This is a genomic window from Stenotrophomonas panacihumi (assembly GCF_001431645.1).
Taxonomy (GTDB): Bacteria; Pseudomonadota; Gammaproteobacteria; order Xanthomonadales; family Xanthomonadaceae; genus Stenotrophomonas_A; species Stenotrophomonas_A panacihumi.
Genome location: NZ_LLXU01000024.1, coordinates 72,859 through 85,577 on the forward strand (window position 1 = coordinate 72,859; position 12,719 = coordinate 85,577).

The window sequence follows — 12,719 nt, forward strand, 5'->3', positions numbered from 1 at the left end:
TGTCGCTGCCGCCGCTGGCGGCGCTGGCCGCGCAGGCACCGGCTTCCGGCGACAAGCCGATGTACCTCGACCCGGACCGCGGCTTCGAGGAGCGCGCGGCCGACCTCGTCTCGCGCATGACGCTGGAAGAGAAGGTCAGCCAGATGCAGAACAGCGCCGCGGCGATCCCGCGGCTGGGCGTGCCGGCCTACGATTGGTGGAACGAGGCGCTGCACGGCGTGGCGCGCGCCGGCGGCGCGACGGTGTTTCCGCAGGCGATCGCGATGGCCGCCACGTTCGACGCACCGTTGATGCACCAGATCGCCACGACGATCAGCGACGAGGCGCGTGCCAAGCACCACGAGTTCATCCGCCAGGACTTGCATGGCCGCTACCAGGGCCTGACGTTCTGGTCGCCGAACATCAACATCTTCCGCGACCCGCGCTGGGGCCGTGGCCAGGAAACCTATGGCGAGGATCCCTACCTGACCTCGCGGATGGGCGTGAACTTCGTCGAAGGCCTGCAGGGCGACGACCCGAAATACCGCAAGGTCGATGCCACCGCCAAGCACTTCGCCGTGCACAGCGGCCCGGAGCACAACCGCCACGAGTTCGACGTGCATCCGGACCCGCGCGATCTGCATGAAACCTACCTGCCTGCGTTCCAGGCGCTGGTGCAGGAGGCGCATGTCGATGCCGTGATGGGCGCCTACAACCGCGTCAACGGGGAATCGGCCTCGGCCAGCCAGCTGCTGCTGCAGGACACGCTGCGGCGCGACTGGGGCTTCAAGGGCTATGTGGTCTCCGACTGCGATTCGATCGAGGACATCTACAAGCACCACAAGATCGTTGGCACGGCCGAGGAAGCCGCCGCGCTGGGCGTGAAGCGCGGGCTGGAGCTCAACTGCGGGCGTACCTATGGCGCGCTGGCCAACGCGGTGAAGCAGGGGCTGGTGAGCGAGGCCGAGATCGACGCGGCGGTGAAGCAGTTGATGACCGCGCGCATGCGCCTGGGCATGTTCGACCCGCCCGAGCGCGTGCCCTACGCCAACATTCCCTATTCGGTGAACCAGGCGCCCGAGCATGACGCGCTCGCGCTGCGGGCGGCGCGGGAATCGCTGGTGCTGCTCAAGAACGACGGCCTGCTGCCGCTTTCGCCATCGATCAAGCGCGTGGCGGTGGTCGGCCCGACCGCCGACGACCCGATGGCGCTGCTCGGCAACTACTACGGTACGCCTGCCCACCCGGTGACGGTGCTCGAAGGCATCCGCAAGGCGGTGCCGAACGCGCAGGTGGTGTATGCGCGGGGTGCCGAGCTGGTCGAGGGCCGCGAGGACACCAACGCGGCGCGTGCCATCGACAGCCGCTACCTGCGTCCGGCCGCCGGCAGCACGGCGCAGGGCCTGAAGGGCGAATACTTCCGTGGGCGCACGCTGTCCGGCAAGCCCGTCATCAGCCGCGTGGACCCGCAGGTGCGCTTCCGCTGGGACAACGTCGCCCCGACCGCCGAGCTGGTCGCGCGCGGGGAGATGCGCGCCGACCAGGCGATGGGCACCGAGGATTTCAGCATCCGCTGGACCGGCCAGCTGCTGCCGCCGCAGGACGGCACCTACACGCTGAGCGTGGTCGCCGACGATGGCTTCCGCCTGTACGTGGATGGCAAGAAGGTGGCCGAGCGCTGGAAGGACAGCGCCCGCGAACGCATCGATGACGTGAAGCTCGACCTGAAGGGCGGCTCCGCGCATGACATCCGCCTGGAGTACTTCCAGCACTACAACGACGCCAGCGTGCGCCTGGCCTGGCGCATGCCCGGCGAATCGGAACTGCCGCCGCTGCAGGCCGCACTGGCCGCCGCGCACGACGCGGATGCGGTGGTGTTCGTCGGCGGCCTGACCGGCGAGGTGGAAGGCGAGGAGATGGACGTCAACTATCCGGGCTTCTCCGGCGGCGACCGTACCGACCTGCGCCTGCCCAAGCCGCAGCAGGAACTGCTCGAAGCGGTGCAGGGCACGGGCAAGCCGGTGGTGGCGGTGCTGACGACGGGTTCGGCGCTGGCCATCGACTGGGCCCAGCAGCACGTGCCGGCCATCCTGCTGGCGTGGTATCCCGGCCAGCGTGGCGGCGATGCGGTGGCCGATGCGCTGTTCGGCAAGACCAGCCCGGGCGGCCGCCTGCCGGTGACGTTCTACAAGGCCGACGCGCAGTTGCCGGACTTCGAGGATTACTCGATGAAGAACCGGACCTATCGCTACTACGAAGGCGAAGCACTGTATCCGTTCGGCCACGGCCTCAGCTACAGCCACTTCGACTACAGCGGGCTCAAGCTGGACCGCCGCAAGGGCAAGCCGGGCGAGCCGCTGCAGGTGACGCTGCAGGTGCGCAACGACGGCAAGGTGTCGGCCGACGAGGTGGTGCAGCTGTACCTGAAGCCGGTCGATCCGAAGCGCCCGCGTGCGCTCAAGGACCTGCGCGGCTTCACCCGCGTGCAACTGGCCCCGGGCGAGCAGCGCGAAGTGGCCTTCACCGTGGTGCCGGAGCGCGACCTGCGCGTGTACGACCCGCAGCGCGAGGCCTATGTCGTCGACCCGGGCCAGTACGAAGTGCAGGTCGGCGCCTCCAGTGCCGACATCCGCCTGCGCCAGGGCTACATGGTGGGCCAGTGACGGCTGCCAGCCCCGCGCGCCTCTCCGATGCCACCCTGGCCCGCTTGCCGGCCGGGGTGGCCCGGCCGGCCTATGACCGCCAGGCGACGCGCATCGGTGTCGTGCACCTGGGCATCGGCGCGTTTCACCGTGCGCACCAGGCGGTGTACCTGGACGACGTGCTTGCGCACGAACCCGATTGGGCGATCTGCGGCGTGTCGTTGCGCAGCCCGGACGTGCGCGACGCCCTGCAACCGCAGGACGGCCTCTATGCGCTGGAGTTGCTGGAAACGCCGCCGCGCTGGCGGGTGATCGGCGCGGTGCGCGAGGTGCTGTGCGCGCCGGATCAGCCGGCCGAGGTGCTGGCGCGACTGGCCGATCCGCAGGTAAAGCTGGTGACGCTGACCGTCACCGAGAAGGGCTACTGCCTGGCGGGCGACACGCTCGATCTCTCGCATCCGGACATCGTGGCCGATCTTGCCCATCCGCAGGCGCCCGCCAGTGCCATTGGCTATCTCGTCGCCGGCCTGGCGTTGCGTCGTGCGCGTGGGGTCCCGGCCTACACGGTGCTCAGCTGCGACAACCTCCCGGACAACGGTGGCAAGCTGCGCCGCGCCTGCGTGCTGTATGCGATGCAGTTCGACCCGGCGCTGGCGCGCTGGATCGATGAGCAAGCACGCTTTCCGCGCTCGATGGTCGACAGCATCACGCCGGCCAGCGACGATGCATTGCGGACACGCGCCGCCGACGCATTGGGCCTGGCCGACGCCTGGCCGGTCCAGCGCGAGCCTTACACGCAGTGGGTGATCGAAGACGATTTCGCGATGGGCCGGCCGGACTGGGCGCGCGTGGGCGTCACGCTGAGCGGCGACATCGCCGGCTACGACCGCGCCAAGCTGCGGCTGCTCAATGCACCGCATTCGGCCATGGCCTACCTGGGTACGCTGCTGGGCCTGGAAAGCGTGGCCGACGCGATGCGGCATCCCGCGTTGGGTCCGTTCATCGCCACGCTGATGCATCGGCACATCGTGCCCAACGTCGAACTACCCGAGGGCATGGACGCCACGGCTTACGTGGATGCCATCCTGGCGCGCTTCGCCAATCCCGCCGTGCACCACCGCCTGCTGCAGATTGCACAGGATGGTTCGCAGAAGATTCCCGTGCGATTGCTCGGCACGATCACGCATGCGCTGGCGGCGGGTCGCGCCATCGACGTGCTGTGCCTGCCCGTGGCCGGTTGGCTGCAATTCGTGCGGCGCCAGGCGCAGGCGGGTGTGCCGTTGGCCGATCCGCTGGCCGCGCGCCTGGCCGATATCGGCGGGCGCATGCAGGGCAATGCGGCCACCGATGTGGCGGTGTTCGTGAACGAATCCCGCGTGTTCGGCGCGCTGGCCGAGGCGCCGGCTTTCATGTCCGCGCTGTGTGACGCGTATGCGCGGGTGTCCACGCAGCTTGATGCCTCGCTGATCTCCGCGGTGGACCCCCGCTGAGCGAGCCGGCGGCGTTCGCGCCGCTGGCCCTGTTCCTGTTGCACGGGACACGCAGGACGTGTCGTTTTCGCGCGGGCGTCGTCCGCGATGCGTGATAACTCTGTCGCCGTGACGGAGGCGCTGTTGTTCTGGGGGGCGCCGGTTTCCACGGGCGGCGGATGCTGCCGGGCAAGGCACCACAGGTTCCAGTCATTCGCGCGCCTGTTGTCGATTGACAACCGGCGCAACCTCTCTAGACTGACTGCCGTCGTGATCGCCCATGAGCCGTAGAAAGCATCCCCATCCGGATATCGAAGACGCATTGCGCCATGCCGAGGCGCAGGGTTGGCGGATCAAGGTCGGGGGCGGCCACGCATGGGGCAGGATGTACTGTCCCTACAACAACGTGCTTTGCCGTTGCGGCGAGTTCTGCCTGGTGAGCATCTGGAGTACGCCTCGCGTCCCGGAGCACCACGCCCGGCAGCTGCGGCGTGTAGTGGACAGCTGTTTGCTGGAACGTGCCAAGCACCACAATGCCTGACAGGAGTCGAAGATGGGTACCTACGAGTTCATCCTGAAGTTTCGCCTGCCCGATCCGCATGCCGATCCGGAGCAGCATCTCGAGGCGCTGGCCGATGCCGGCTGCGAGGACGCCACCGCCGGCATTGGCCAGCCGGGCCGGTTGGCGCTGGATTTCGCCCGCCAGGCCGGCAGCGCGCTGGATGCCGTGGTGTCCGCGGTGCGCGCGGTGCAGGCGGCCATTCCCGGCGTGGCGCTGGTGGAGGCCTCGCCGGACCTGGTCGGGCTCACCGACGTCGCCGCGCTGTTCGGTTGCAGCCGGCAGAACGTGCGCAAGCTCATGACCAGCCACCCGGCCACCTTCCCGCCGGCGGTGCACGAAGGCGCCGCCTCGTTGTGGCACCTGCGCCAGGTACTGGCCTGGTTTCGCGATACGCAGCGGCGCCCGGTGGACGGCGCGCTGGTCGAAGTGGCCGAGGTCACCATGAAGCTCAACATTGCCAATGCGACGCAGCGGCTGGGTCGTGAGGGCGTGCCCAAGGCGATCCTTTCCCTTTTCGCCTGAGCACGCTTGGGCATGGAGTGACCGCGCGGCGGCCGCTGTCGGAATCGTCTGGCGCCGGCAGGGCGACGAACGGCAGATCACGCGCGTGCTGGGCTACGGGCATCGTGCATTGGCGCCCTAGGGCACCTGCGGGATTGCGTCATGCGACGAATCCAATCGATCGCGGGCTTTATCGAGTTTGCGCTGATTCAACGTGGAACGAAGCTGGCGCAGTGCTGATCATGTCCTCGGGCCGGATCGGCCCGGCAAAAGCGGGGCGTCGCATGCGTCGGTTGACCAGTGAAAAGGTGGGCCCGCGTCCGGCGGTCATCCGTCGCGCCATTGCCTTCCTGCATGCGAAGGGCGTCCAGCTCCCGAAGCGTGATGAGGCGCCCTTGTTCCATAGGGTCGCTTGGCGTTTCGGCATGGCCATCGCGCCACCTGCGTATGCCGGCTGGTTCGCCAATTTCGTGATCCTGGGCGTAGCGTTCGCGCTTGGTTGGGGCGTTATCGTGTGCGCCGTCACGCTGGTGCTGGACGGCGCACTTCCGCCGCGCCTGTATCTGGCGGTTGCTTTGATGGCCGTCTGCATGGGGATCATCCGGGCGTTTCAGTTCCAGCGCCTGCAACGACGCGTTGGGCTGCCTGGCTGGCGTGCCTTCCTTCGGCAGCACGCCGGCGATGCGCGGGAAGACGACCGGGTGAACAGCGCTAGCTGAGCCGTGGAGCAGGGCCCGGGCGGAACGAACGCCATCCGGGCCCTTGTCGACTCCTCAGCGCTGCGCCGCCAGATCCGTAAGCAGATCCACCAACGTGTCGTAGTCACGCGGGCCGTCGTAGCGCTGGCCGTTGATGAACAGCGCGGGCGTGCCGTTGACGCCGCTGCGCACGCCGGCGCTGAAGTCGCCTTCGATGCGCGCATCGTATTTGCCCGAGAAGCCTTCTCCGAGCGCGGTCGGCGGCAGGCCGAGTGCGTGCGCGTAGCGCGCGAGGTCGTGGTCGCCCAAGGCATCCTGGTGTTCGTAGAGCATGTCGTGCGCTTCCCAGAATTTCCCGTGCGCGGCGGCGGTCTCGGCGAACTGCGCGGCGTGCAGCGCATGCGGATGCATTTCCGTCAGCGGGAAGTTGCGGAAGACGAAGCGCAGGCGGTCGCCGAGCGCGGCCTGCACGGCCTTGAGCAGCGGATACGCTTCGCCACAGTAGGGGCACTCATAGTCGCCATACTCGACCAGCGTGACCGGCGCGTCGGCCGGGCCCTGGAGATGGTCCTGGGCATTGACGGGAACGGTGAGGTGGCTCATGCGCGGTCTCCGGCGGTGGGGGAAGCAAGTTTGTCGAGCGCGTCGAGGATGCCGTCCGCGCCGGGGTTGATGCCTAGCGGCGAGAGATGGGTCCAGGCGATGTCGCCGCCTGCGTCGATCACGAACAGCGCGCGTTCGCAGATGCCGTCGCCTTCGCGGTACACGCCGTAGCGGCGGGCAACCTCGCCCTTGGGTTCGAAATCGGCCAGCAGCGGGAAGTGCAGCTTGCGTTGCTCGGCGAACGCGGCGTGGCACCACGCGCCATCCACCGAGATGCCGAGCAGCTGCGCGCCGGCACGCTGGAACTCCGGCAGGATCTGGTTGTACAGCGCCATCTGGTCGCCGCAGACCGGGCTCCAATCAGCGGGATAGAACGCCAGGATCACCGGTTGCCCGCGCAGGGAGGACAACGAGACGCGCTGGTCGGGCGTGGAAGGCAGTTCGAAATCGGGTGCCGGCGTGCCGGCGCTGAGCATGGACGTGGACATGCGGGATCCTCGAATCAGGAAGGGGGCTTGGATCGGCGGGCAGTGGCGCCGCTACATCAGGGACTTGCCCAGGAGGCGGCCGTAATCGACCACCGCCCGGCCTTCGGGTTCACGACGCGCAGCGTAGTCCCGCAGCGCGTCTTCCAGCTTCACGCGGTCATCGGCCACCGGCGCGAGGGCGTGCGCGAGCGCCATCGCATCGCCGGCCGCCTTGGCCACGCCCATGGCGGTATGCGGCCGGGCGATGTAGGCCGCATCGCCCAGCAGGACGAGCCGTCCGTGCACCATGCGCGGCGTGGCGTAGTCGTAGATCGGTTGCAGGAAGGGGCGCGGTTCGGCCGCCACCACCGCGGCAAACGCGGGCGGCAGGAACCGGCGCGCGTCGTCCAGCAGCCGCGCACGCTCGATATCGGGGACTTCACCGGCCGCAAGCGACAAGGCGCCGGGATGTCGCGCGTGGTCGAGCAGCGACGCCAGTGCGGCGGGCGGCAGCAGGCGATACCACACCCAGTTGTAGCGGCGTTGCCCGCGCGCGGTCTCGCCGGCCGGCCCGGGCACCAGGTAGCCGAGCGCATGGCGGCCCGGTGCGAAATGAAAGGCGAAACGCTCGAATAGTTGCGCGGCCGCTGCTGCCGGTACCGCGTGTTCGGGTACCAGTCCGCGCCACGCGGCATAGCCCACGTACGCCGGTTGGCCGACATGGCCGTGGCCGTCGCGATCTACCTGGGCGCGCACGAGCGAGGCTTGCCCGTCGGCGCCGAGCAGCAGGTCGAACCGGCGCCGGCGGCCTTCGCTGGTATCCACTTCCACATGATCGGCATGCAGGGTGATCTGTTCGACCGCCACGCCGCCGAGGTAGTCGCGGTCGGGCACGCAGCCGCGAAAGGCGGTGAACAGCAGGTCCCACGACATCTGCATCTGCCGGCGCGGGTCGCGTTCGATCACCTCGCCGCGGTCGTCCAGCGTGATGCGTTCCTCCGCCCACACGCCGCGTTGCGCCACCTCGTCCAGGCCGAGCGTGGCGAGGATGCGCAGCACCGCCTCCTGCACCACCAGCCCGGCGCCGCGTCCGGCCAGGCCCTGGCGCGAGCGTTCCATCACGGTCACGCGGTGGCCTTGGCGGGCGAGCAGGGCGGCGCTGAACAGGCCGCCGACCGAACCGCCGCAGATGCCGATGTCCAGTGCCATGGCGATCTCCTCAGCCGTGGGGGTGCACGGTCGCGCCCCGCGGCGCGCGTTGCAGTGTCAACAGCAGCGCGAGCGCCGGCAGCACCACGCCGAGCACCGCCACGCCCTGCCAGCCGAAGGCATGCCACACCGTGGCCGCGGCCCACGAGCCGAGCGCGCCGCCCACGAACATCGAGGTCATGAACAACGTGTTGAGGCGGCTCTTGAACGCCGGATGCAATCCGTAAACAAGGTGCTGGTGGGAGACCAGCGCGATCTGCACGCCGAAGTCCAGCACGATCACGCCCACCACCAGCCCCGCGATGCCCGGCCATACGCCCAGCACGATCCAGGACACCAGCGTGGCCAACGCGCCCAGGCGGATCACCGGCGCGGGGCCGCGCCGGTCGGCGATGCGCCCGGCCACCGGCGCCATCGCCACGCCTACCGCGCCCACGATGCCGAACAGACCGGCGGCGGTAGCGCCCAGGTGCAGCGGCGGCTCGGCCAGGTGCAGCGAGAGGACCGTCCAGAACGCGGAGAACGCGGCGAACAGCAAGGCCTGCACGCAGGCGGCGCGACGCAGGCGCGGTTCGTCGCGCCACAGGTGCCACAACGAGGCGAGCAGTTCGCGATAACGCAGTCGTTGCGCCGGCGCGTGCGCAGGCAGGCTGCGCGCCATCAGCAGTGCGGCGGCGAGTGCCACCGGCACGGCGATCCAGAACACCGCGCGCCAGCCGGCCACGCCCGAGAGCGCGCCGGACACCGTGCGGCTGAGCAAAATGCCGGTGAGCAGGCCACTCATCACCGTGCCGATCGCCGCACCACGCTTTTCCGGCGGCGACAGGATCGCGGCGAACGGCACGATCTGCTGCGCCACCGTGGCCGTGGCGCCCACGAGCACCGAACCGACCGCCAGCATGGCCAGGCCGGGCGCCGCCGCGGTCACCACCAGGGCGAGCGCGAGCACCGCGAACTGCACCACGATCAACCGGCGCCGTTCGAACATGTCGCCCAGCGGCAGCAACAGCAGCAGGCCCGCGGCGTAGCCGGCCTGGGTGAGCGCGGGAATCCACGCGCTCACGCGCGCGTCGCCCAGGCTGCTGGCCATGACGCCCAGCATCGGCTGGTTGTAATAGATGTTCGCCACCGCCAGCCCGGCGGCCAGCGCCATGGCGAACAGCGGCGCGCGCGAGGTGACGGGAGCAGGAGGCACTGTGGCGGCCATGGGAACTCCGGGATGGCGACGGGGCGGTGCAGGGGCCGCCACCGGCGCGCGGCCGGCCGACACCGTCCGGCGCGGACGAGGCGCGCCGGAAGGCGGGGGGAGGAAGACCGGGCGCGCGCCGGGACGGTGCGCGGCGGACGCGGGCGATAAGCCCGCGCCCGTGCGGCGGAACTCAGCGCTGGATGAAGGCCAGCAGGTCGGCGTTGATCACGTCGGCATGGGTCGTGCACATGCCGTGCGGGAAGCCCTTGTAGACCTTCAGCTCGCCGTTCTTGACCAGCTTCCACGACAGCTCGCCGGCATCGGCGATCGGCACGATCTGGTCGTCGTCGCCGTGCATCACCAGCACCGGCACCTCGATCTTCTTGAGGTCTTCGGTGAAGTCGGTTTCCGAGAACGCCTTGATGCCTTCGTAATGGGCCTTGGCGTTGCCGGCCATGCCCTGGCGCCACCAGTTCTGGATGGTGCCGGGGATCGCCTTGGCGCCGTCGCGGTTGAAGCCGTAGAACGGGCCGGTCGGCAGGTCGAGGTAGAACTGCGAGCGGTTGGCGGCGAGCTGCGCGCGCAGGCCGTCGAACACTTCGATCGGCAGGCCGCCCGGGTTGGCCGGGGTCTTGACCATGATCGGCGGCACCGCGCCGATCAGCACGGCCTTGGCCACGCGGCCGGCCGGCTGGCCGTAGCGCGCCACGTAGGCGGTGACTTCGCCGCCGCCGGTCGAATGGCCGATGTGCACGGCATTGCGCAGGTCCAGGTGCTCCATCACCGCGGCGGCGTCGGCGGCGTAGTGATCCATGTCATGTCCGTCGGCCACGTGCGAGGAGCGGCCATGGCCGCGACGGTCGTGGGCGATGACGCGGAAGCCCTTGCGCACGAAGAACAGCATCTGTGCGTCCCAGTCGTCGCTGGACAGCGGCCAGCCATGGTGGAACACCACGGGCTGGGCGTCCTTCGGGCCCCAGTCCTGGAAGAAGATATCGACGCCATCGCGGGTGGTGACAGTGTTCATCAGGGGATTCCTCGTGTGGTGGGGTACAACGTGAACGCTACGGGGGAACATGGCCGGCGAACATCAGACGCTCGGTTCGCCGCCTCATACCAAGGTGTGGGACGTCATCGCGGCGCGAACGCTTCGGCCACGCAGGCGGCAATCGCATCGGCTTCCACCGGCTTGCCGAGGAAGGCATGCGCGCCGCGCGCCAGCACGCGCGCGCGCATCGCCTCGGTGGGAAACGCGGTCATGAAGATCACCGGAAAATCGTGACCGGCCGATTGCAGCGCGGCGTGCAGCTGCTCGCCATCCATGCCGGGCATGCGCATGTCGCTGATCAGGCAGCGCGGGACGTGCGCCGGCAGCGCCTGCAGGAACTCGGCGGCCGAGGCATAGGTGAGGGTGTCGTAGCCCAGTGCGCGCAGCAGGCTGGACAACGAGGTGCGTACGCCGCTGTCGTCGTCCACCACGGCGACGAGGCGGGCGTGGGCGACCTGGGCGGGATGGTTCATGCCGACAACTCCTTCGCGCCATGCGGCGCACGAAGGTGCGTCAAGCCAGCCCGATGGCCCATTTAGGCATGCATGGGCCGGGCTGAACATCATACGGAGGTTTGGGGCCCATGGATGCCGAGCGCCTCGGCATGCCGCACCAGGTCGGCGAGCGAGCGCACGCCCATCTTGCGCATCACGTTGCCGCGATGGATTTTCACGGTGATCTCGCTCAGCCCGATCAAGCCGGCGACCTGCTTGTTCATCAGCCCGGACACCACGTGCGCCATCACCTCGCGCTCGCGCGGGGTGAGCGTTTCGTAGTGGCCGCGCACCTGGTCGAGGCTGGCGGCCTGCGCGCGGCGCTGGCGGTCGCGTTCGATCGCCGCGCTCACCGCGTCGAGCATGTCCTGGTCGCGGAAAGGCTTGGCGAGGAAGTCCACCGCGCCGGCCTTCATCGCGCGCACGGTCATCGGGATGTCGCCGTGGCCGGTCATGAACACGATCGGCAGCGCCACGCCCTGCGCGGCCAGCTGGGCCTGGAAGTCCAGGCCGCTGATGCCGGGCAGGCGCACGTCCAGCACCAGGCAGCCGGCGACATCGGGCAGCGCTTCGCGCAGCAGCTCGGCGGGCGAGGCGAACACGCGCGTGTGCAGGCCGATGGAACGGAACAGGCTGTCGAGCGAATCGCGCACCGCGGCCTCGTCATCGACGATGACGACCAACGGCACGAGCGGGGCAGGGGATGGGCGGCTATTCGGCATGGGTCTCGGCGTCGCAGGGAGCGAGGGTCAGCAGGAACACGGTGCCCTGGCCCGGCGTGCTTTCCACCGTGAGGTGGCCGCCGTGGGCCTCGGCGGTGGTGCGGCAGATCGCCAGTCCCATGCCCATGCCGTTCGGCTTGGTCGTATAGAACGGATCGAACAGGCGCGGCAGGTCGGCGGCGGCGATGCCCGGACCGGTGTCGGCCACGCGGATCGCCAGCGTACCGCCGTCGCCACGGCCGGCGTGAAGGAGCACCTGCCGCGTGCCCGTCCATCCCGCCAGCGCCTGGCAGGCGTTGACCATCAGGTTGACCAGCACCTGTTCCAGCTGCACGCGGTCTCCGCGCAGCCAGGGCAGCTCGTCTTCGGCCTGCACGCGGACCTCCACGCCTTCGCGGGTGAATTCGTGGCGCACCAGTTCCACCGCGTCGGCGAGCAGCGCGCCGGGGGAGAGTGTCTGCTGCGGCGCCGGCGCCTTGCTGAGGAAGTCGCGCACGCGGCGCACGATCTCCCCGGCGCGCCGGCCTTCGGCGATGATCCGCGCGATGGCCGTCTCGACCTCGTGCAGGTCCGGCGTGTCGCGACGCAGCCAGCGCATGCCCGCCTCGCCGTTGGTCACTACCGCCATCAGCGGCTGGTTGACCTCGTGGGCGATGGAGGCGGTGAGCTCGCCCAGCGTGGCCACGCGCATGGCGTGCGCCAGTTCGGCCTGCGCGGCGAGCATGGCGTCCTGCGCCTGCCGGCGCTCGGTGATGTCCACCACGAACACCAGCACGCTGCCTTCGCCGTCGTCGGCGGTGGGGAAGGTGATGGTGAACAGCACCGGCACGCGCTGGCCATCGGCGCGCAGCAGTTCGGTTTCACCCTCGAAGAACGACTCGCCGCCGGCATAGGCCAGCAGCGAGGGCACGAAGGTCTCCTCGGCGGCATCGAGCAGTCCGGAGAGCGAGGTGGGCATGGCGTCCTGGGTGCGCCCGGCGATGGCGGCGAACGCCGGGTTGGCGCGTTCGATGCGCACCAGGTCGCGGGCCTGCGCGGCGAAACCCGGATGCCGCGCCAGGTGCGCGGCAAGCCCCGCCGGCGTGCCGATGCCGCGTTCGGCGAGCGCGTCGTGGACCGCGCGCCAGTCCTGCTGC

The 12,719-nt window shown here is 69.6% G+C and carries 12 protein-coding genes; 4 read left to right on the plus strand and 8 right to left on the minus strand.

What is annotated here, in order from left to right; all coding sequences use genetic code 11:
- The first annotated feature begins 59 nt into the window (after positions 1-59).
- The 4 genes from ARC20_RS01335 to ARC20_RS01350 all read left to right on the plus strand — a co-directional run bounded on the left by ARC20_RS01335 (position 60) and on the right by ARC20_RS01350 (position 5,872).
- On the plus strand, positions 60-2,642 hold the full coding sequence (locus ARC20_RS01335) for a glycoside hydrolase family 3 protein (RefSeq protein WP_057643210.1): 2,583 nt from the start codon (positions 60-62) through the stop codon (positions 2,640-2,642).
- Positions 2,639-4,111, plus strand: coding sequence for a mannitol dehydrogenase family protein (locus tag ARC20_RS01340; protein WP_057643168.1), 1,473 nt, complete (start codon positions 2,639-2,641; stop codon positions 4,109-4,111). Before ARC20_RS01335 ends, ARC20_RS01340 begins: the two co-directional genes overlap by 4 nt.
- Before the next feature lie 532 nt (positions 4,112-4,643).
- Positions 4,644-5,174, plus strand: coding sequence for a helix-turn-helix transcriptional regulator (locus tag ARC20_RS01345; RefSeq protein ID WP_057643169.1), 531 nt, complete (start codon positions 4,644-4,646; stop codon positions 5,172-5,174).
- Between the two features lie 221 nt (positions 5,175-5,395).
- Complete coding sequence (locus ARC20_RS01350; RefSeq protein WP_237642480.1) at positions 5,396-5,872, plus strand: DUF6404 family protein; 477 nt, start codon at positions 5,396-5,398, stop codon at positions 5,870-5,872.
- A 54-nt stretch (positions 5,873-5,926) separates the two neighbouring features.
- Here the strand turns inward: ARC20_RS01350 and ARC20_RS01355 are convergent, their stop codons facing one another.
- The 8 genes from ARC20_RS01355 to ARC20_RS01390 form a co-directional block, all read right to left on the minus strand.
- Complete coding sequence (locus ARC20_RS01355; RefSeq protein WP_057643175.1) at positions 5,927-6,454, minus strand: DsbA family protein; 528 nt, start codon at positions 6,452-6,454, stop codon at positions 5,927-5,929.
- On the minus strand, positions 6,451-6,942 hold the full coding sequence (locus tag ARC20_RS01360; RefSeq protein ID WP_057643179.1) for a redoxin domain-containing protein: 492 nt from the start codon (positions 6,940-6,942) through the stop codon (positions 6,451-6,453). The genes ARC20_RS01355 and ARC20_RS01360 overlap by 4 nt, the downstream gene beginning before the upstream one ends.
- A gap of 51 nt (positions 6,943-6,993) precedes the next feature.
- Complete coding sequence (locus ARC20_RS01365) at positions 6,994-8,130, minus strand: FAD binding domain-containing protein (protein ID WP_057643181.1); 1,137 nt, start codon at positions 8,128-8,130, stop codon at positions 6,994-6,996.
- A gap of 10 nt (positions 8,131-8,140) precedes the next feature.
- Positions 8,141-9,337: an MFS transporter gene (locus ARC20_RS01370; protein WP_057643184.1), complete on the minus strand. Its 1,197-nt coding sequence runs from the start codon at positions 9,335-9,337 to the stop codon at positions 8,141-8,143.
- A 172-nt stretch (positions 9,338-9,509) separates the two neighbouring features.
- On the minus strand, positions 9,510-10,346 hold the full coding sequence (locus tag ARC20_RS01375) for an alpha/beta fold hydrolase (protein WP_057643188.1): 837 nt from the start codon (positions 10,344-10,346) through the stop codon (positions 9,510-9,512).
- A 104-nt stretch (positions 10,347-10,450) separates the two neighbouring features.
- Entirely contained in the window at positions 10,451-10,840 is a 390-nt protein-coding gene (locus tag ARC20_RS01380) for a response regulator transcription factor (protein WP_057643195.1), read from the minus strand.
- A gap of 89 nt (positions 10,841-10,929) precedes the next feature.
- Positions 10,930-11,583 carry a response regulator transcription factor gene (locus ARC20_RS01385; RefSeq protein ID WP_057643198.1) on the minus strand — a complete coding sequence of 218 codons (654 nt, stop codon included), beginning with the start codon at positions 11,581-11,583 and terminating at the stop codon, positions 10,930-10,932.
- A partial coding sequence (locus ARC20_RS01390) for a sensor histidine kinase (RefSeq protein WP_152983939.1) occupies positions 11,573-12,719 on the minus strand: 1,147 nt, incomplete at its 5' end. The genes ARC20_RS01385 and ARC20_RS01390, both read right to left, overlap by 11 nt.